The organism is Paenibacillus sp. 01T424 (assembly GCF_056398745.1).
Genome location: NZ_JBFTPZ010000038.1, coordinates 1 through 19,462 on the forward strand (window position 1 = coordinate 1; position 19,462 = coordinate 19,462).

Here is a 19,462-nt window from a genome sequence, read left to right on the forward strand (position 1 = left end):
GCGTAACAGAGACCATTGCAGCAGAATTGAGCGTAACAGAGACCATTGCAGCAGAATTGAACTCTCCAAAGGAGCGAATTCGCATTTTAGTTACAGAAATCCCCTCCACCCATTGGGGAATTGCCGGTGTTCCAGCAGCAGAAATTATCGCTCCGCCTAAACATACGTAGTGACTTCCACCTGCATAAATTCAGCCACTTTATTGGACGGTGAGATCGGTACCGCCAATGATGGTGGCTATTTGTTTTGATAACTGTTGCTTAGAAAAGGGGTTTACCTAACGATGAAACAAATCAGCAATTCTAAACAAATGAAACTATCTTTTTTTGGAAAAAACCTGCTTCTCTCCGGTTTGAACATCGTCTTGATTGCGCTTATCCTCATTACAGCCAGCTATTTTATCCAAGAACGAGTTTTAGTCAAAACCTTAAATCAACAGGCAGAAGGTTTTGCAGCGCTTGCTGCAAGTGAATTCGAATTAGCCGAAGTTAAAGAAGCTTTCCAAAATCATGACGTAAACAGTCCGCTCCACAAAAAACTTATTGGGAAAATAGCACATTTTCAAAATACGAACAACAGTGTATCCCAATCCTATTTATACTCTGTTGATATCGCACAAGGAAAAACGCCGATTCTGCTAGCCGTCCCGCAAGACTATATTGACTCCGGCTACACGCCGGGCACCGCTTATGAGCAATCCCCCGTCATGCTGAAGGTCATGAAAAAGTTGCTCGAAAGCAAAAAAGCAGCAACAACAGACATTTACACAAACCGTTATGGACAATGGATAACCGTCGTTCATCCCATCATGGATGAGCAGAACAATGTCATTGCGGCATTTGCGATTGATCTTCATGCGGATATCGTCTCCGAAGGAAAAAAAGAGCTGCTCCTATGGACGTTGTCCGTTCTGATAGCAGCGCTTCTCGTCATTTTGTTTATCCAAATTGTTGTGCTGCGCAAATTGCTTTCACCTATTAAAGAGTTGAACGGTGCTTTTCGTAAAGTTAGCGAGGGTCAGCTTGATGTGAGTCTGCCCACTAATCGTCTGGATGAATTAGGCTTATTGAATGCCCGTTTCAATGAAATGATATTAAGCTTACGAGACATGATTAATGGTGTACAGCAAAATGCCCATCAAGCAACGATTCAAGCGAATGAACTAGCAACGAATGCCGAGCAAAATTCGAAGTCGCTTAGTGAGGTTTCACACCGCATTCGCCAGGTTGCTGTTGGCGCAGAAACGCAGGAACAGGTAGCCTTCGAAAGCTCTCGTGCAATGGAGGAAATGGCAGTGGGCATACAGCGTGTAGCTGAATCCGCAGCTAGTATGGCGGTTGCCTCTGAGGATATGTCTGAGGAAGCCTCACAAGGCAATCTCTATATTACGAAAGTTATCCATCAGATGGATGGCATCCATCAATCCGTTCAACAATCGTCCGCTTCCATCAACTCGCTAAGCGATCGCTCTAACGAAATTGTGCAAATTGTCGAGGTCATTGCTGGAATTGCATCACAGACCAACTTATTGGCACTGAATGCCGCCATTGAAGCAGCCAGAGCCGGCGAACAGGGAAAAGGATTTGCAGTTGTCGCAAGCGAAGTTAGGAAGCTAGCTGATCAATCCCATCAGGCTGCCACTCAAATTGGCGTATTAATCCTTGAGATTCAACGAGAAATAACRCAGGCGGTACATGCCATGGATGAAGGAACGAAGGAAGTAACACAAGGCATGTTAATCGCGGAGGAGACGGGAGATAAATTTCAAACCATATATGCGGCCACGCACAATGTTGCTCAGCTGATTCAAGAGGTTTCAGCCATATCTGAGCAAATGTCAGCGGGCTCTGAGGAAGTCGCCTCCTCTGTTCAGGAGCTCTCAACTATAGCTGAAAGCTCTTCAAAGGCTGCTATTGACGTCGCTAATGCATCGGATGCACAGCTCGATTCTACGAAGGAAATTAGCGCTTCCGCTGTATCACTTAATGAAATGTCCAAGCAGCTGCAAACATTAATTAGCAAATTCAAACTATAAAATAAAAAAAATGCGTCGGCAGATATAAAGCATACACTCTGCCGGCGCATTCATTTCCTCCCACCTAAATAGGGAAAGCTTATTTTGTTCAGGGCGTATTAAAAAAATCATAGTTTTACCTTGTTTTTCACAACTGCACTCTTATGAATTTTCAGTTCATCACGGTATTCCACCGTCTCAATTTCGCAGTCTATACCTATAATTACATTCTCTCCTCTAACGATACTTGCCTTCGTATAATGAAGCTCGATGTTATCGCCCTCGATCAACCCCGCATTGAATATAACCCCGTCCATCGATTTCATCAGCCTCAGCAATGTTCCCACTTTGCTTCTTTTAATTTTGATTTTGCTGCCTCCGACCTCTTTGGCAAAGCTAGGTCCGAACATACTAATAGCCAGCTGATCTGAGCTTAATAATCCATCGATATTTACTGCGCCACTTATGTGCAGCTCTTCCGCTTCACAATCACCTGCTGCATCCAATTGACCCGTTAATTTAATTTTGTCTACTCTAACTCTTCCTTTTGACTTCATCTCACCTCGTCCTTGCAAGCTAAGCCCATTTAAGCTGCCATCAACGGCACATACGCCCGTTATCTTCATATCTTTCGCAATTAAATTTCCAGCGATCTTGACTTCTCCCGTCAGTCTGAGCTTCTCACAATCCACATCACCGTTAAATTTACATTCGCCTGTTATATTCACATTTTGATAAAACCCGCCCGCTGACGTTGTTTCACCTAATACTTTCAATGGATTCCGTATAGGCTCAGTCACTAACCTTCTCCTCCTTCATAATTGCAGCGCCGGGATGTACGGACAGCTTCGAGCGATATTCTACTCGTCCTATCGAGCAGCCCTGACCAATGATGACAACATTACCCCTAACGATATCTGCAGTTGTAAATTCAATATCAATATTGTCGCCTTCAATGACCCCAACACGCAGCTCAGGCTTTAGCTTCGGAATAATTCCACTGAATAATTTATTCCACATTCCCACGTCTGCCTGCCTGATGACCAGGTTTTCCACGCCAATCTCATTCGCTTTTCCTTGGCCTTGCAGTTGAAATTCCAGCTGGCCCGCACTGAACAAGCCGCCAACCGTGAAGCCGCCCTTACCTGTAAAATGCTCTAGCTCACAATCACCTTTTATGCTCATCATGCCATTTAATTCACAGCTTTCGCCGCTAACTCCGCCCGCGATAGTAAGCAAACCATCCGCCTTCATATTTCCAAATTTCATATTGCCTTTCACATCCATCGTACCATTAACTTCAAGCTCATCTGCCGTAAGATGTGCCTTCATTCGTATATGTCCATTTCCCTTAAACCTTCGCGCAACAATAGGTCCGCTTACTTTGCCAACACCATCTATAGATACGTTATCGTAGCTTCCACCTGCGGCACCGCTAACTCCGCTAATCTTTAAATCTGACAGCTGATATTCCGTCATCGCTCTTCCCTCCATTAAGAAAGCTTCCCTTTTAATTGTTCAATCAAATCACCTAAGCTTAGCTTGGCAACAAGTCGGACACCCTCGTCAAATACTAATTCAGTTGGCGAGTGCGCCATGATAAAGGAAGTCATCCCCATTTTTCGAATAAAAAATAGATCCCAGCTTTTCCCCTCGAACTTCCTGACCTTCTCGTTCAAGGTTTGAAACAACAGTTCTGCTTCCTCTAAGCTCAGCTCTCCAAGGCCAAGCAGGTAGTCAACTGCAAATAAATGCACAAGCTCGTCAAAAGAATATTGTCCACCAATTCCAGATAACGCTCCGAACCTGCTTAGGGTCGTAGACGAAACAATGTTACGTTCTCCAATTTCTGCAGCAGTCAATGTCATACCATTAATCGCGGACGTATCAGATAACTTACCTGCTAGGTCATCTAACGAAAGATCATCCTTCATATTAATGATGTTATGGATGCGCGCTAATATCGTCTGTTTTGGGAAAAAGGTTTCTTGTCCTGTAAACGTTGATTTTCGAATAAACCATTCCTCAGGAATAAGCTTCTTTCGTTTCCAACGATATAATTGCCCATACGAAATGCCGGTTAAATCCAGCAGCTCCTTTTTCGAAATTAAATCCTTATCCACTATAATCACCTCTCGAAATGATCGTAACATAACACTGTTACGTTGTAAATGAGAATATCGCAATAAAGAAAGGTTTGGCTGGCTTGCTATTCTTCATTTACATAAAAGAAAAAGGCAGCTCCCGATTCCATTACGAATCAGAAGCTGCCTTTTGATGAAAAAATTTTAGGAATTTATGCCATGTTCATTTCGGATGTTATACATGCCTTGAATTAGCAGCTCCGCAGGATCCCGGTTCAACTGCAAATGTGTCAACAATAGATGTAACGGAATAGCGCAAACGTTGTTTCCGTCTTTAATCGTTGGAAATCCAGCTTCAAAGACTGGACCGTGTTCTTCGTTCCAAGCCAGACCCGCATGTACCTGTTCCGGAGCAAACTCTTCCGTCACAGCTGTTATACATTGTGGAACGAGTATTTTGTCGATTACCGCTTTAGCCTCCTCTTCACTTGCAGCTGCTTGTGAGAGAGGTTTCCCACCCTCGATCTCCATAAGATCGACGAAGAAAGAAGCCATCCACACCGCAGGATCATTGCCCGATTGGAATCTGTTGACCAACTCATGCAAGAAAAATCCGCAGGAATATACGCTGTCCGACTCATCCTTCACATGAAATACAAAAACTGGGCCATAAGCTTCGTGGTTCAATACTTGTCCTTCAACATCGTTAAATTGCATTTTTAAAGCTACGATGCCATTATGGTGAACAGCCTTAATAAGCTCCGCCCATTTCTCCTCGGTCATCGCCGAATCCTTACTGCTTACTTCCTCATTTGTTGTCTCATTGTTTATTGTCATAGTTCTACTCGTCTCCTATAACAGCATCATCTTGTAAATCTCGTTTTTTTCACTAGCCTATCCATCAGCAAGCTTTCTGCTCATTAATTATAGATTACCACAATTACTTACTTTGTTTATATGCAAGTATTTTCCAGACTCATAATCTACTGCGAAGAAACTCAGCCACATTATGGTTTCCTTGCTTGACTGCAAGAGACCAGGCAGTATTCCCTTCTCGATCTTCAGTGTTTAAATTTGCTCCATGCTCAAGCAATATGCGAATGATTTCAATATTATCATCATGAAAAGCTGCAGTATGCAAGCAAGTATGACCATTGCTGTCCAGAAGATTAGTATCGGCATGATGTTTCATAAACAAATTAATGAGATCTATATTTCTTTCGCCTGCTATTGCAGCATGCAAGGCTGTATTGGAGGGAATGAAAGAAATCTTGGAATGAGAAACTGCATTAATGTCAGCACCATAGTCAAGCAATACCTGTGCCGCTTCTTTATTGCCAAAATGTGCTGCGAAACCGAGTGGTGTAAGACCATCCTTATTTTCGGCATTTGCTAGGCTCGGGTCCGATTCTAATAAGCTATTTAGCTGAGTTCCTGACTGAATCGYTTGAAATAAATCTTCGATCAACGGACCATTCATTTTTTTTCCCACTCCATTTCAACTGGTTTCATTCTACAACATTACCAAACTTTAATAGACGATTTCAATTATAATAAAATACGTTTATAAACTATTTTTTACTGCTTCTATTTCTAACAATTGTGATAGATTAAAATAGATAGGTATTTTTGCTTGCATGAGGTAAATGCAGGGATTAGAGAGGCGTGTGAAGTATGGAATTATACATATCAAATGAATGGACTAACGATGATAAATCGTATGTTAGCAGCAATATGTTTGCTTTTAATTTAAAGCATTTTCCTGATGACCTTAAAGGTCGCTATCAGGAGGTGAATTTATTTCTCAAAAACGCTGATGGGCAAATTTTCGGCGGGCTTCTTAGCGAAATATGCTGGAACTGGATGCAGATTGAGTACTTATTTGTTGCGGACGAAATTCGTAAATCCGGGTATGGCAAGCAGCTTTTAGACGAGGCCGAAAAAATAGCTAAAGCGAAAAACTGTGATTTCATAAAGCTGGATACCTTAAGCTTTCAGGCGCTCGATTTTTACAAGAAGCAAGGTTTCGAGGTGTTTGGTTCGATACCGAATGCTGGCGGTTATACGCACTTTTATTTAAAAAAAGACCTTTAACCGCTTTGCTTTTCTAATTAGAGCGCCAGATTAAAAAACCTCCATCGAAAGATGGAGGGAACCTTGTCGAAACTGATTATAAGAAAAATAATAGGACGATGCTCCTCCCTCATCTTTCCTTCTTACCTAATAAATGAAGAATTGAAACATTCATGTCCTCTAGTGAGCAAGCTGCTTCCATATTTTATTGAGCCACTCCGCGAATAACGCTTTCTCTTCGAATTGCGGATAATGAGCGGATTGTTCAAACAGAACAAAATCTTTCACAGGAGCATGCAGCACGTCAAAATATTGTTTTGCAGCATTCACCGATGTCATATAATCATATTTCCCCATCACAAAATAACAAGGAATATCCAGTGTCTTCACTACATCAATAATATTATTGCTCGCTTCCTCAGCCAGCAGCATCTTTTGCGTTACAGAAATTCCTCTTAAATAGCGAACAACATCAAGCAAATTATACTCAGGCTGAAATAGAAATCCTTTGTAATAATCCATGTTGTCATCAATTAACCTTGCTGCACCGCCATATTTTCGAATGATCGATCTAGGCGTCGTTTCCTCCCCTTTTTCGATTGGTTCTCGAAGTGACTCTAATCTTTCCACTTCCTTGGTATTGTCAGCCAGCTTCGCCTGTTCTATAACGTATTGCAAACTATCCAATTCGCTCGTTACCGTATCAGCCACTTGCCCAATTCCGATATAAGCCGCAAACTTGTCAGGTGCTTTAGACACAGCTTTCATCCCAATGTATGTGCCAAAAGAATGACCGATGAGCAGCACTTTCTGTTGTCCAAATTTCGCGGTTACATAATCGGTCAACGCAAGCAGATCTTCAACAAGCACGTCAGTCGTTAGATTAGAATAGTCTTCATTAAAATGATAAGATTTCCCGCTCCCGCGCTGGTCATAATGTACAATTGTATAGTTTTTCTCAAGCAGATCTTGATATTTCCTTACATACGGAATTTCAGAACACCCCGGGCCGCCATGCACAAAAATGACAATCGGATTGCGTTTGTCTACTCCCCTAATCATCACTTCATGTCCAGTACCATTGATTTCAACTTGCTCTAACGTACTTATGCTGTTGTCACCTTTAATGCGAGGTGTCCACGTTGGGAATATCAATCCGACCAGAACAATCAGAACAATGATCATAATAGTGACCTTCCCTATTTTTATTATTTGCCTATTCAAGAGCTGGCTCCTTCAAAACGTTATTATCCTTTCATTATAAATGATTTCATTTTGACTTCATAATTAACGATTTCCTCGCTAAACTTTGCTGCTGTATGGAGATATGAAAAAAACGACATCGCTGTCGTTTCTCATGGCTATGATGATATAGATGTATCAAATTGAAAAAACTGATCACTATTATGATGCAGCTTCATCTGATGCAGAGAGCCTTTTTCCATAAACCCGATATAGAATGAGACCAAACAGCATGCCGACAAAAGATATGGCGGAAATAGACAAGTACAATGTTTTGCCTCCAAAGCTACCATACACGGCTCCACCTACATAGGAGGCTAAAATGCCTGAAACACCAAAAAACAGCAGCGCAAGCACCGTTTGACCTGTCGCGCGCCATTCGGTTGGTACTATTCGATAAAGATACTGAATAGCTGCTGAATAGAACACAGGGAAAGTCAACAGCTGTAAAATTTGCAAATACGCGAGTATGTGCGGATCGGTAATCCAAGCTGAGAGGAAAAACCGAAGGAAATAGAACACGGCTGAAAACGAAATAATAAGCAGCTCTTTACCTTTGCGCATCCACCAAAAGCTCAGAGCGAACACTACAATTTCACTGCCTGCTGCCAAGAAGAATGCTTGACCAACCAATTCGGTACTCCCGCCAAGCTCACGAATGTATACGCCAAGAAAGGTATCATTCATTCGTGCAGGGACGGAACAGATAAACACCAAGAGCAGAAACATTAGTGTCTCTTTGTTGCTAATAAAATGTTTGAGACTTTTTAAGGTAACCGGCTTGCCTGTCACAGGCGCATCGGGCATGATCCAACCTATAATAAAACTGATTAACCCGATTCCTCCAAAAAGCAGCGCCAAGCTATGTTCACCGAAATAAGAGATAACATAACCTGTAAGCAGCGCTGCTAAGGCATAACCCAAAGCGCCATAAGTACGAATAGATCCGTAGCTGGTTCCTGAAGATTCGGCAATTGTAAAATTCAAGCTTTCCGTTAATGGATCGATGGACATGAGAAAGAAGTACAGCAGCATCGCGTACAGAATGAGCTGCGGATAACTGCTGGAATCATAAAGCAAATAACCAATTATGGTTGAGAAAAATAACAGTACCAACAATACTTTACGAATGGATTTGGTTCTATCGCTTATCATCCCCCATAAAGGTTGAGCGATGAGCGTAACAAATCCGCCTGTTCCTATAATGAAGCCAATTTGCGATGGACTTAGTCCTTGTACATCTAAATAAACCGGAAGGAATGAAATAAACATAGCCAGTAGTGCAAAATACAAAAAATTAAAGCCTCGTAATAAGTTTGATGCCTTCATAAAAGTTTAGTTCCTCCACTTGTTTCTTAAATATAGCTATCTCAATCTTTTATTCTACCATGAAATGAACTTTTATATGTGGCTCAAAATCAAAAAACGGCATCTCTGCCGTTTTTGTTTACCTACTTATACAGTTGAATTCATTTTCACCGCGACTTATATCATTGATCATGCAAGCTCTAGATTAAACGGTTCCCCAGCTACAAGCATCTCACGCAAAAACTTACCGGTAAGTGATCCTTGTGTCTTTGCTACCTCCTCAGGCGTACCGCATGCAACGACCATCCCACCGTTATTTCCACCTTCTGGTCCCATATCTATGATGTAGTCCGCTACTTTAATCATATCCAAATGATGTTCAATAACGACGACAGAATGGCCAGCGTCTACGAGCTGATGAAGGCAATCGATCAGCTTCTGAATATCCTGCAGATGCAAGCCCGTTGTCGGCTCGTCGAGAATATAAAGATTGTGGGACCCCCTAGATAATTTACTGAGCTCCGTGGCGAGCTTAATCCGCTGAGCTTCTCCACCAGACAGCATCGTTGACGATTGCCCGAGTCGTAAATATCCTAGACCCAACTCATTCAAAACATTCAATTTATGCAAAATATAAGGTTGGTCAGAGAAAAACAAAGCCGCTTCCTCTATGCTCATCTCCAAAACCTGAGCAATGTTCTTCTCACGAATACGAACATCAAGAACTTCCTCGTTGAACCTAGCTCCTTGGCATACTGGACAAACGGATTCTACATCCGGCATAAACTGAAGCTGTGTCGTTACCATTCCTTCACCTTGGCAATTTTCGCATCTCCCCCCATTTTTCTGATTGAAGCTGAAATCGTTTTTGGTCAATGTATGTCCGCTTGCGCTAGCCGCCTTCGCATATAAATCACGAATTTTATCAAAGAAACCTACGTAAGTTGCCGGATTGGATCTTGTGCTTCTTCCGATCGGAGATTGATCAATGTTGATTGTGCCAGTTAAATGCTCATGCCCCGACAATGAATCATGCTCTCCAGGAACAATTCGCGCATCACGGATGACGGCATGAAGCTGCTTGCCGATCACTTCGTGGATGAGTGTGCTTTTGCCAGAACCAGAGACGCCTGTTATACAAACCATAACGCCAAGCGGAATGTCGACATTAACATTGCGCAAATTGTTCGCCCTCGCTCCTCGCAGCGATAAGGTCATCCCAGTTGGCTGTCTGCGTGTTGCCTGCACCTCAATACTCCGTTTGCGCGCCAAAAAAGAACCTGTGATGGAGTCTGGGTTGTCTCGAAGCTGTTCAGCCGTGCCCTCTGCCACTACATTTCCTCCATGCAAGCCTGGACCTGGACCGATTTCGATAATGTGATCGGCACTGCAGATCGTATCCATATCATGCTCCACAACAATAATTGTATTGCCGATATCACGAAGCTTTCTCAACGTGTCGATAATACGAATGGAGTCTCTCGCGTGCAAGCCGATACTCGGCTCGTCCAGCACGTAAAGCATCCCCATTAGTCCCGAACTAATTTGCGTAGAGAGACGAATTCGCTGTGCCTCACCGCCAGAAATTGTATCGGAGCGGCGTCCAAGACTTAAATAATCAAGCCCAATATCAAGCAGCAGGTTTAATCGCGATTGGATTTCGGAAGCAACCTGCTGACCCACATTAGCTTGCTGCTCCGCATACTTTACGGATGACAGAAATGCATTTAATTCAACAAGCGAATAGTTGCTTAGCTCATGAATGTCTGCGCCTCCTACCTTCACACGGAATCGCTGCGGCCGCAGCTTCTTCCCTTCACAATCGGGACAAGTATGCTCGACCATCACACGCTTATAAAACTCATCCTCACCTGTGGATTGTGTTTTACGTTTTAAGTATAGCTTGTACCACCAATTGATAATATGAACTAAACCAGCAAAGCTCATTAGCTTGCCAGCATGACGGAATTGCGACTTTGAGGCTTCCTCCCCAGGGAGGAAAGGGAATTTCTCACCTTTTGTACCGTACATCAGGATGTTCTTGATCTCCTCCGGCAAATCCATGTAAGGTGTATCCAAGCTGAACCCGTAATGGCTCGCAAGACTCCGTACGCTTGACCAATGCCAAGTGCCGGTGCTTGGACCAAGAAGCTTCGCATCAATTGCTCCTTTGTTAATGCTTTTGTCCGCGCTTTTAATCAGGAACCTAGCTTCGGCTCGCATAAACGTTCCAATACCGCCGCAAGTGCTGCAAGCACTGCTTGGATCGTTAAAAGAAAAGTAATTCGCGCGCAACTCTCCCATAGTAAGCTGATGCTCTGGACATGCAAAGCCCTGGTAGAACCGATCACGGTCGAGCTTCGTTTCCTCTGGAGTATTTGCGATATCGAATCGGATAAAACCTTCCCCGACCAGCTTTAAGCTGTTCTCAATTGTCTTCACAAGCGCCTTAAACGAATCCGGCTGGACAATAATCTTGTCGACAACAACTTCTATTCGGTAATCTGCCTCTTCATCCAGCTCGATCGTATCACTGAGACTATGCTTATTCCCGTCTATACGAATCATTCGAAACCCTTTGGAACGAATTTCATCGAAGGTTGTTTCATATTTTTCACCATAAATTTTATAAACCGGAGCAAGCACCTCAAGTTCTGTCCCGATTGGCAGCTGACGGATATGATCGATCATTTGTCCTGCTGATCTAATCGGTACGGGATGCTCACAGAATGGGCAGCAGGCTTCTCCAACCGATGCGAAGAGCAGCCTCATAAAATCATAAATATCCGTCATCGTACCAACGGTTGAACGCGGATTAACAATTCCTTTTTTTTGCTCGATAGCAATGACAGGGGACAGTCCAAACACAAAATCAACATCCGCTTTCTTAAGCTGGTTCATCCGACTCTTAGCAAACGTTGAAAGCGATTCCAAAAATCTACGTTGGCCTTCTCCATAAATCACATCAAACGCCAGCGACGACTTCCCCGATCCGCTGACACCCGTGATGACCGTCAGCTTGTCCCGCGGAATGTTCACGTCTATATTTTTTAAGTTGTTTTGTCTTGCACCCTTAACTTCAATAAACTGTCTCATAAGTTAATCACATCCCCCAGATTGGCTCATCGAATTCCTCATACAAATAAGCGGGCTCGAGCAGCATGATTCGGCTTTTCGGCGTCGCTTTTCTCTCCGATTCCAGCTTCATTAGAAGCCCTTTCTCAGCCAGCCAATCGCAAGCTGTTGCTATGGAGCCTGCATCAATATCAATAACCGTGCTGAACTTCATGACGATATCCGTCACGGTGCGAACGTCGCCTTCCTCTTTCAAGTATGCGAGCACTGRCTGAAACAAAAACTCCGCTCTTTCATCTAAATAATGGTTCACAAGCTCTATAGCTGCACGAACCTTCGGTTCGGTAACCTGTTCGCATACTAGCTCCGTGTAGACCTTGGTAAAAAAATCCGGATGATGTACCAATGCCTGCTGAACCGCCTCCCGCATCGGAACTTCCGCATGAAGCAGCACTTCGATTTGCGCCAGTACATCAATCATTTTGATCAACCAGAAAGCGCTGTAAGCTGCATCTTGCTTCACATACAGCCATTTCTCCGATTTGGAAAGCAGACTGAGCACATGACAGCCAAGACGTTGCAGTTGAAGCTGCCTGTCGCGATCGCCAACATAACGAATTTGTTCAAAATATTGCGTTATAGACTCATCCTTTGTGAACAGCAGTGTACTCCGTACAAGCATTGACTGCTGAAATGAGCCGCTGACGGAACGTTCCATCCACCTTTTAAACTCATTGCGCGTCTGAATGCTGGTGTTGATCGGAACATCATTTTCTACAAAACAAACATAACTGTTCTTTAGCTTCTGGTCGTGAACGATCAGCTTGAGGTCAATGTCTGATTTCTCCCATACTTGATCATAGGACAGGCTGCCGAAGAGTACTGCTGCAATGATCTGCTCATCCTGCTTAATTTTTTCGACAAATTGACTCAGTGACTCTATAAGCAGCTTCCTTTTGTCCTCACCGACTTTTTGCAATTCCATGAGCCTCCCCTTTCCGAACTTTAGACTATCTTCTATTAATATATACCAGAAATAGGATTAATCTATCAATTATAATATGTTTGTTCCATTTATTTGTTGGTCAATCTCTGAACATAATTTCGAGAATGTTTATGTGGATTTTATATTTTATTAATAACTGGTTTCTTGGGCGTTTAACTCTATCCTCTATTATAGAAACAGGCAATAACAAACGAAACGATCTGAGGAGGATTTACAAATGAGAAACTATAAGAAAAAAGCAGCAGCCCTTTTGGTTGCAGCTGCACTTGGAGCATCGACCATTCCGTATGCTGTTATGAACGTATCCGCAGCACCAGCAGTCATTACAAAAGTTTCTGCATCCTCACCATTATCCAATAAAGATATAGAAGCAGCTGTTAATGAGCTCGTAAAGCTTGGTGTTATGCAAGGTTATCCCGACCAATCCACGGGTACCCTAAACCCCATTAATCGTGCCGAACTTGCCAAAATGATCGTAAAAACTTTCCTTCTCGAAGACACTGCTCCAAATACAGTAACCTTAACGGATGTGAGTCCGAATGCTTGGTATGAAGATTATGCTGCAACGGTTGTAGCGCTTGGCATCATGCAAGCTGAGAACGGTCAATTTGGGCCTCGAGCTGTGGTCTCAGATGAAGAGCTGATTCAAGCCGTATCCAAAGCATTAAAGCGTGATCTCAAGTCCGTGAATGCATGGGCCAGTCCGTTCAGCTCTACGAATAATAACTTAACCCGCGGCGAAGCTGCTTATTTGTTGCAAACCGCTCACAAGGCTATTCCATCGGACCAAGCTAAAATCACAAACGTCCAAACGCTAAATGCCATTACCCTCATCGTGACTTTCGATAAACCGCTTACGACAACGGATGAAGAATTCACGAAGGCAAAAACAGATTTTGCATTTAACGATGGTCTTACTTTAACCAATATGCCGCGTCTAAAAACCGGTTCCATCGCAACCTATATCGTTCCTACTTCCGTTCAGCAAGCAGGCACAACCTATAATCTCACTTATAAAGGACAACATGCCGCTTCTTTTACTGGAAATGCAACGAAAGTAAATATGACAACAGCAAGCCAAGTAACAAATGATACGTTTGAGGTAGAAGCGCTGCAAGCAAACGGAGTAACTGACTATGGCTATATCATCTCAGCCTATAGCGGCGGTCGAGGTGCGAATGCATTCATCCTCGATGAGAACAACCAAGCAGGCGGCAAGACATTCCAAATCATTTCTTCAATGCAAGCTCGCCAAGTGACGATTACACCTGAAGGCGGTCAACCGATCATTGCGAAATATGTACCTTTCACACAATCAACAGATGGCAAGCAGGAGCCTAAATTCCGCCTTCCCGAAGGGCAAACATTGAAGCCGGGCGTGACTTATATGGTAACGTCAGATTGGGCTGCTATCGCGAACGCTTCCTTTGTAGCAAAAGAAATACCAACCTTGCAGTTAACTGGTGCTGAAGCTGCTAGTGAAACTTCGATTCTCTTGACTCTAGCACAAGACCCTGGAGATGAACTATTCTCTGGCCGCAGTGTTGAGTTAACGGCGCCAACTGGCGAGAAGATCGTTGCTTCCTATAAATATTCCAGCCGTAAAGGCGCAGTTGGCGTATTTGATTTGGCGAAAGACACGAAATTAACGCCAGGAACAACGTACACAGTAAAACCGATAGGCTCGTGGGCAACCGCCCAAGATGTTACAATGTCCTTAAAATAAATTAATTTCTGAGAAAGGATGGGTGTGTGATGTTGCGGTTAATTATAATCATGCTAGCTCTTATCATTTCGGGCTGTCAGGAAAATAATGATCAGGAATTAACAAATGATGAGCAGCATGCAGCCCAATCGGTGAACAACGAAATGGACAAGTTGAATAAAGCTTTGTTAGCAGCAGCAAAACAAGGAGATCGAGCGTCAATAACTAAGCTACTAGCCGAAGGTGCCGACATCAATGCGACCGACGATCAAGGCAGAACCTCTGCAATGATTGCAGTGCATACGAACCAGCTCGATGTGTTTAACCTCTTTATAGAAAAAGGAGCAAATATCAATATTCAAGACAGTCGCTATGACAACCCGCTCCTTTATTCAGGCGCAGAGGGGCTGATGGACTTCGTTCAAGCATCGATAGCTGCCGGCGCAGATACAACCATCACCAATCGCTTTGGCGGTACCGCACTCATTCCAGCTGCAGATCGTGGACATGTTGAGATTGTAAGGGAGCTGCTAACCACATCCGACGTCAATATCGATCATGTGAATCAGCTTGGATGGACCGCACTTCTTGAGGCTATTATTCTCGGGGATGGCGGAGCAGATCATCAGGCGATCGTGCGATTATTAATCGATCACGGCGCTAATGTAAATCTTGCGGATTCAGAAGGCGTAACCCCGCTGAAGCATGCCCAGAACCGGGGTTTTAAAGAAATGATTGAAGCCTTGCAGCAAGCTGGTGCACAGAAATAGCGGAACGATAATTTATACAAGAACAACCTACGTGGAGTGGGTTGTTCTTTTGTATATTTATTTCAACGCTTTAATACTAAGTGAAGTATCGGAAATGGTCGTCCTGAACTGTCTAGTTCAGAGCGTCCTTGCTGTACAAAACCATATCGTTTGTAGAAGGTGAATGCTCCTTCGTTTTGCTCATTGACATCGACTTGGAGACTGCTGCCTTTTAATGCTTCGGCATGTTTTATTAATCGACTGCCTATACCCCTTCCGTGGTTATCGGGGTGTACGAAAAGCATCTCGATCTTTGTTCCATCAAGCCCAATGAACCCTGTCGGTACTTTGTTTTCATTTACCTCTACCCAAATCTCAACTTCCTTTAACGCACCATTTTGAAGCATCTGATGATAGAATGCAATATCCTTATCTGTCAAAAATGTGTGCGTATGTCGCACAGCCTGATACCAAATATCCACTAATTTATCGTGATCGTTTTCTTGATAGGGAACAATTTTGTTTATCATAACTCATCCTCCGTATTCATTCACTCATTTGTCAGAGAGTTGTTTTAACCAGGAATAACTAATACTAACCTGCGAGAATCCAAGTGATTTATATAAACCTGCATCCGATGCGACATATACATTTTCAGCACCTAAAAGCCTGCATCTCCGCATTCCTTCCGTAAGTGCAATGCTTGCTAGTCCCATACGCCGGTAATCCGGATCTACACAAACAGGTTCAATATAGGCTGCTCGACTAAGATGATCATACCAGAACCCTGCATACGCAACAAAATTCCCTTCTTCATTTTCAATTACGATATTTATAGAAGGATCATATCCAGGTGCACTCTGCATATAGCCTGAATTCCATAAATCTTTGGGGTCCGGTTCGCCAGCATGATCAAAGCCCCGCCATAAAACGCGCAGCCTGCGTCCATCATCTTCTTTTTTCCGAATATTTCTTACTTGAAGTCCTTCAGGCAGCTTCAGATCAGGGAGCTCATCTACGATTGACCTGCCGGAGTAAACCTCATAGAGAGCAGCATCCCGTATATATCCTCTTTCTTCTAATAAAGCTTTCAATGCTTCATTGCTCTCATCCACATGAAACTCTATACTTTTCCGGCCATCTTCTTTTATTTCATATAAATTCGCTTCCGCGTATTCAATCATTTCCGAATACAGGAATGTATAATTCGGGTCTACATCCAAATATACCTCGCCTAGTTCGCTCTCGAAATGAGCAACTGCTACTATTTCTCCATCTTCTTCCCACAGTCCGATTTGTTCGAACACTCCAGCTTGTTTCAGTGGTACGATATTGGGATGAAAAACGATATATTCCCACCGGGCTGGCATAAATACATGACCAACAGACCATTTTCCAAATATATTTATCAGAAAATCTCTAACCCTGATAAAATCATCTTCTTTATAATGCCCGCACTCTATTCTCATTTGCTTACATTCCTCTCAAACTGCTATTCGGTTGCGCCTTTGACGATCTACAACTATTTAAGCATAGTTACTGCAAATCAGAGATACTAGGGATAAAATAGATATAAACAAATAATCCTGCGCTTTAGATAGCAAATCCCTTTCAATCCTTCATTTTATACAAGTTTACATAACCCTCGTTTTTGCTTTTAAACAGCAAGCAAAATATTTTTAAATTGTTTATGAAATGGTGTCGATATTCCCATCAGCGGTTCGTCGTCTTAATAAAGACATAAGGCTATTTATTCTAAGGAGGCAATCAAATGTATACCGCAACTTCTAAAGACGGAACCAAAATCGCATATGACAAAATGGGTAAAGGGCAAGCACTCCTATTAGTAGCGGGTGCTTTCAGTTACCGAAAATTCCCCGCACAAGTACAGCTAGCACAATTATTGAGCGAGCACTTTACGGTTTACAACTACGACCGCCGCGGCCGCGGCGATAGCGGCGATACACAGCCATATGACACAACCCATGAAATCGATGACCTTAAGGCGATGATTGAAGAGGCTGGCGGCTCAGCATATGTTTGGGGACTGTCATCTGGAGCAGTTCTCGCCCTACAGGCCGCTTCGAATGGAGCTAATATCACAAAACTGGTTTTACATGAGCCGCCATTTGTTGTCGATGCAGCAGATCGCAAAGCGCCGAAAGACTTTGCAGAACAGGTCATGAAGCTGATTGCACAAAATCGCCGTGCAGATGCCATCAAATATTTTATGACTAAAGGCATGGGAGCCCCCTCCTTTATAGTTGCCATGATGCGCATGATGCCAAGCGTTTGGTCTAACCTTATGGCTGTCGCTCATACACTCCCCTACGATGCAGCATTATTGGATGGCTTTATGGATGGAAAACCACTTCCTGCCAAGCTTTGGAGTACGGTTACAATGCCAACGCTGGTGATTGAAGGAACCGAAAGTCCAGCTTCACTGCGGCGGGGTGCCCAGGCCATTGCTAAGGTGCTCCCACATGCCCAGCTCGTTAGTAAAAAAGGGCTTGGACATACCAAGAAGCTCGACGCCAAACGAATCTCTGTGGAGCTTATCGCTTTTTTTAAGAACAATCACTAAATAAAAATAATAACGAATAGATGTAGATGAGATGTCGATCTATCGATGATTAATTCGTCGAATAAGTAGAAGCTGAATTATCGGACTTACTTCAATCGGTATAAGCTTTACTAAAAAATAGGAGGAATACACCTATGAGATTTATGATGATTGTAAAGGCTACAACAGATTCAGAGGCTGGAGTTATGCCAAGCTTGGAGCTCATTAATGCTATGCAGAAGTATAACGAGGAGTTGGTAAAAGCCGGTGTCTTGCTTGCTGCTGATGGACTGCTGCCAAGCTCCAGCGGCATTCGGATTTCTTATCCGGAACCAGGTGGCAAGCCGAAGGTGATAGACGGGCCGTTTACGGAAGCCAAAGAATTAATTGCCGGTTACACGTTGATTGAAGTCAAATCCAGAGAAGAAGCCGTTGAATGGGCCCTTCGTTTTCCGGATCCCCATGGATTTGGCCAAGGCGTAATTGAGCTCCGACAAGTATTCGAGGCAGAAGACTTAATGAACAATCCCGAAACCCTTGCAAAGGAAATGGAGCTTCGTAAACAAGTTGTCGACCAAAAGAATACGTGAATTCATCCTCTCTTCACCACGCTATTAATTTGTTAAAAACGCTAAGTTTTGAGAAAGGAGATCCTTGTCGATCTCCTTTTTCATTTTCCAACTAACAATAGCCTGGCTTCCCTTTGTGGGCATAACAATTCTTCTCTTTTTTCGTTCAAGGGTCTACAGGACATACTAATTTCATATAGATAGACAAGCTAGATGCCTGTACTAGTTGGGCGAATCATATTAGAAAGGATGCGATTGTCGTTATATGGAGCATCTGTTGCCTTTAAAAGTAGAGTTTCTTCTCATGTTTGGGGTAGCACTATTTTGGACGATCGTCTATATTCTCGTTATTTACAAAGGGTTTAAGGATCAAGCCTGTGGAATGCCGCTCGCCTGCATATGTGCAAATATTACTTGGGAATTTCTATTTACCTTTATTATGCCGTTTCACCCGCTTCAGCAAATCGGGACCTTAGTGTGGTTCTTGCTTGACTGCATTATTCTGCTTCAATTCCTCTACTATTCCAAAGGCACCTATCCTAAACGCGTTATTCACGCTTCTGTTTTCGCGCTGCTTGTAATCGCATTTCTGCTGCATTATGGTATGGCGGTTGAATTCCATGATAAGATGGGCATTTATTCGGCCTTTGGCATCAATCTGCTCATGTCGATTCTCTTCATCCGAATGCTGATGATCAAAGACTTGAAGGGACAATCCCTGTCTATCGCTTATTTCAAAATGATAGGCACTTTATTCGCCTCCATCCTCTGCTTCTCGCTCTTTCCGCAATCTCTACTATTGTTTATCATGTATGTTTTGATCCTTGTACTGGACATTGTTTATATCCTACTTGTTTATAGGCTTTCAATTAAAACCGTTCACAAACATACGATCAATAAAACACCGCATATCAATGCCTAATGCCTGCTAGCGGATTTCTGCGGAATAACCTTGCTCGGCAAATAATTGCTCGGCTGCATCAAGAATGATCGCTTTGCTTCGTGCAGTATCATAAGTCCTTTTCTTCTAAACAGCCATCTTTATAAACTCCCTCCAATATGCAAACTAACTAA

The 19,462-nt window shown here is 43.1% G+C and carries 19 protein-coding genes; 8 read left to right on the forward strand and 11 right to left on the reverse strand.

Annotated elements, in window-relative coordinates; translation table 11 throughout:
• Positions 1 to 26 precede the first annotated feature (26 nt).
• A complete protein-coding gene (locus AC1DPK_RS24770; protein ID WP_477511975.1) occupies positions 27 to 170 on the forward strand; it encodes a tautomerase family protein in 144 nt (47 codons plus the stop codon).
• Positions 171 to 283: 113 nt separating this feature from the next.
• A complete protein-coding gene (locus tag AC1DPK_RS24775) occupies positions 284 to 2,035 on the forward strand; it encodes a methyl-accepting chemotaxis protein (protein WP_441880943.1) in 1,752 nt (583 codons plus the stop codon).
• A 107-nt stretch (positions 2,036 to 2,142) separates the two neighbouring features.
• On the opposite strand, the gene AC1DPK_RS24780 is transcribed toward AC1DPK_RS24775, so the two are convergent.
• From AC1DPK_RS24780 to AC1DPK_RS24800, 5 genes are all read right to left on the reverse strand, one after another.
• Positions 2,143 to 2,814 carry a hypothetical protein gene (locus tag AC1DPK_RS24780; RefSeq protein WP_441880942.1) on the reverse strand — a complete coding sequence of 224 codons (672 nt, stop codon included), beginning with the start codon at positions 2,812 to 2,814 and terminating at the stop codon, positions 2,143 to 2,145.
• Positions 2,807 to 3,493, reverse strand: a complete 687-nt coding sequence (locus AC1DPK_RS24785; protein ID WP_441880941.1) for a hypothetical protein — start codon at positions 3,491 to 3,493, stop codon at positions 2,807 to 2,809. Before AC1DPK_RS24785 ends, AC1DPK_RS24780 begins: the two co-directional genes overlap by 8 nt.
• A gap of 14 nt (positions 3,494 to 3,507) precedes the next feature.
• Positions 3,508 to 4,137, reverse strand: a complete 630-nt coding sequence (locus AC1DPK_RS24790; protein ID WP_441880940.1) for a DUF4004 family protein — start codon at positions 4,135 to 4,137, stop codon at positions 3,508 to 3,510.
• 165 nt (positions 4,138 to 4,302) lie between these two features.
• On the reverse strand, positions 4,303 to 4,935 hold the full coding sequence (locus AC1DPK_RS24795) for a hypothetical protein (RefSeq protein WP_339203848.1): 633 nt from the start codon (positions 4,933 to 4,935) through the stop codon (positions 4,303 to 4,305).
• Positions 4,936 to 5,074: 139 nt separating this feature from the next.
• Complete coding sequence (locus AC1DPK_RS24800) at positions 5,075 to 5,578, reverse strand: ankyrin repeat domain-containing protein (protein ID WP_477511939.1); 504 nt, start codon at positions 5,576 to 5,578, stop codon at positions 5,075 to 5,077.
• 194 nt (positions 5,579 to 5,772) lie between these two features.
• Between AC1DPK_RS24800 and AC1DPK_RS24805 the strand changes: the two genes are divergently transcribed.
• Positions 5,773 to 6,192 carry a GNAT family N-acetyltransferase gene (locus tag AC1DPK_RS24805; protein WP_441880938.1) on the forward strand — a complete coding sequence of 140 codons (420 nt, stop codon included), beginning with the start codon at positions 5,773 to 5,775 and terminating at the stop codon, positions 6,190 to 6,192.
• A 159-nt stretch (positions 6,193 to 6,351) separates the two neighbouring features.
• On the opposite strand, the gene AC1DPK_RS24810 is transcribed toward AC1DPK_RS24805, so the two are convergent.
• The 4 genes from AC1DPK_RS24810 to AC1DPK_RS24825 all read right to left on the reverse strand — a co-directional run bounded on the left by AC1DPK_RS24810 (position 6,352) and on the right by AC1DPK_RS24825 (position 12,781).
• Positions 6,352 to 7,356, reverse strand: coding sequence for an alpha/beta fold hydrolase (locus tag AC1DPK_RS24810; protein WP_441880960.1), 1,005 nt, complete (start codon positions 7,354 to 7,356; stop codon positions 6,352 to 6,354).
• A gap of 219 nt (positions 7,357 to 7,575) precedes the next feature.
• Positions 7,576 to 8,742, reverse strand: coding sequence for an MFS transporter (locus AC1DPK_RS24815; RefSeq protein WP_339203852.1), 1,167 nt, complete (start codon positions 8,740 to 8,742; stop codon positions 7,576 to 7,578).
• A 168-nt stretch (positions 8,743 to 8,910) separates the two neighbouring features.
• Positions 8,911 to 11,817 carry an excinuclease ABC subunit UvrA gene (gene uvrA / locus AC1DPK_RS24820; RefSeq protein ID WP_477511940.1) on the reverse strand — a complete coding sequence of 969 codons (2,907 nt, stop codon included), beginning with the start codon at positions 11,815 to 11,817 and terminating at the stop codon, positions 8,911 to 8,913.
• Between the two features lie 7 nt (positions 11,818 to 11,824).
• Positions 11,825 to 12,781 carry a nucleotidyltransferase domain-containing protein gene (locus AC1DPK_RS24825; RefSeq protein WP_477511941.1) on the reverse strand — a complete coding sequence of 319 codons (957 nt, stop codon included), beginning with the start codon at positions 12,779 to 12,781 and terminating at the stop codon, positions 11,825 to 11,827.
• A 238-nt stretch (positions 12,782 to 13,019) separates the two neighbouring features.
• On the opposite strand from AC1DPK_RS24825, the gene AC1DPK_RS24830 reads away from it, so the two are divergent.
• Both AC1DPK_RS24830 and AC1DPK_RS24835 read left to right on the forward strand, forming a co-directional pair.
• Complete coding sequence (locus tag AC1DPK_RS24830) at positions 13,020 to 14,528, forward strand: S-layer homology domain-containing protein (RefSeq protein WP_477511942.1); 1,509 nt, start codon at positions 13,020 to 13,022, stop codon at positions 14,526 to 14,528.
• 29 nt (positions 14,529 to 14,557) lie between these two features.
• Positions 14,558 to 15,277 (forward strand): ankyrin repeat domain-containing protein, encoded by a 720-nt coding sequence (locus AC1DPK_RS24835; protein ID WP_441880934.1) that lies wholly within the window; start codon positions 14,558 to 14,560, stop codon positions 15,275 to 15,277.
• Between the two features lie 62 nt (positions 15,278 to 15,339).
• Here the strand turns inward: AC1DPK_RS24835 and AC1DPK_RS24840 are convergent, their stop codons facing one another.
• Both AC1DPK_RS24840 and AC1DPK_RS24845 read right to left on the reverse strand, forming a co-directional pair.
• A complete protein-coding gene (locus AC1DPK_RS24840) occupies positions 15,340 to 15,786 on the reverse strand; it encodes an acetyltransferase (RefSeq protein ID WP_441880933.1) in 447 nt (148 codons plus the stop codon).
• 24 nt (positions 15,787 to 15,810) lie between these two features.
• Positions 15,811 to 16,725 carry a GNAT family N-acetyltransferase gene (locus AC1DPK_RS24845; RefSeq protein WP_441880932.1) on the reverse strand — a complete coding sequence of 305 codons (915 nt, stop codon included), beginning with the start codon at positions 16,723 to 16,725 and terminating at the stop codon, positions 15,811 to 15,813.
• 302 nt (positions 16,726 to 17,027) lie between these two features.
• On the opposite strand from AC1DPK_RS24845, the gene AC1DPK_RS24850 reads away from it, so the two are divergent.
• The 3 genes from AC1DPK_RS24850 to AC1DPK_RS24860 all read left to right on the forward strand — a co-directional run bounded on the left by AC1DPK_RS24850 (position 17,028) and on the right by AC1DPK_RS24860 (position 19,310).
• A complete protein-coding gene (locus AC1DPK_RS24850; protein ID WP_477511943.1) occupies positions 17,028 to 17,840 on the forward strand; it encodes an alpha/beta fold hydrolase in 813 nt (270 codons plus the stop codon).
• A 134-nt stretch (positions 17,841 to 17,974) separates the two neighbouring features.
• Positions 17,975 to 18,409, forward strand: coding sequence for a YciI family protein (locus AC1DPK_RS24855; RefSeq protein WP_441880930.1), 435 nt, complete (start codon positions 17,975 to 17,977; stop codon positions 18,407 to 18,409).
• Positions 18,410 to 18,653: 244 nt separating this feature from the next.
• A complete protein-coding gene (locus AC1DPK_RS24860; RefSeq protein WP_441880929.1) occupies positions 18,654 to 19,310 on the forward strand; it encodes a transmembrane-type terpene cyclase in 657 nt (218 codons plus the stop codon).
• Positions 19,311 to 19,462: the final 152 nt, after the last annotated feature.

Coding starts and splice junctions, on each gene's coding strand:
- AC1DPK_RS24805 (WP_441880938.1), top strand. CDS start 5,773: ATGGAATTATACATATCAAATGAATGGACTAACGATGATAAATCGTAT.
- AC1DPK_RS24835 (WP_441880934.1), top strand. CDS start 14,558: ATGTTGCGGTTAATTATAATCATGCTAGCTCTTATCATTTCGGGCTGT.
- AC1DPK_RS24850 (WP_477511943.1), top strand. CDS start 17,028: ATGTATACCGCAACTTCTAAAGACGGAACCAAAATCGCATATGACAAA.
- AC1DPK_RS24810 (WP_441880960.1), bottom strand. CDS start 7,356: ATGATCATTGTTCTGATTGTTCTGGTCGGATTGATATTCCCAACGTGG.
- AC1DPK_RS24830 (WP_477511942.1), top strand. CDS start 13,020: ATGAGAAACTATAAGAAAAAAGCAGCAGCCCTTTTGGTTGCAGCTGCA.
- AC1DPK_RS24840 (WP_441880933.1), bottom strand. CDS start 15,786: ATGATAAACAAAATTGTTCCCTATCAAGAAAACGATCACGATAAATTA.
- AC1DPK_RS24795 (WP_339203848.1), bottom strand. CDS start 4,935: ATGACAATAAACAATGAGACAACAAATGAGGAAGTAAGCAGTAAGGAT.
- AC1DPK_RS24845 (WP_441880932.1), bottom strand. CDS start 16,725: ATGAGAATAGAGTGCGGGCATTATAAAGAAGATGATTTTATCAGGGTT.
- AC1DPK_RS24855 (WP_441880930.1), top strand. CDS start 17,975: ATGAGATTTATGATGATTGTAAAGGCTACAACAGATTCAGAGGCTGGA.
- AC1DPK_RS24860 (WP_441880929.1), top strand. CDS start 18,654: ATGGAGCATCTGTTGCCTTTAAAAGTAGAGTTTCTTCTCATGTTTGGG.
- uvrA (WP_477511940.1), bottom strand. CDS start 11,817: ATGAGACAGTTTATTGAAGTTAAGGGTGCAAGACAAAACAACTTAAAA.
- AC1DPK_RS24785 (WP_441880941.1), bottom strand. CDS start 3,493: ATGACGGAATATCAGCTGTCAGATTTAAAGATTAGCGGAGTTAGCGGT.
- AC1DPK_RS24815 (WP_339203852.1), bottom strand. CDS start 8,742: ATGAAGGCATCAAACTTATTACGAGGCTTTAATTTTTTGTATTTTGCA.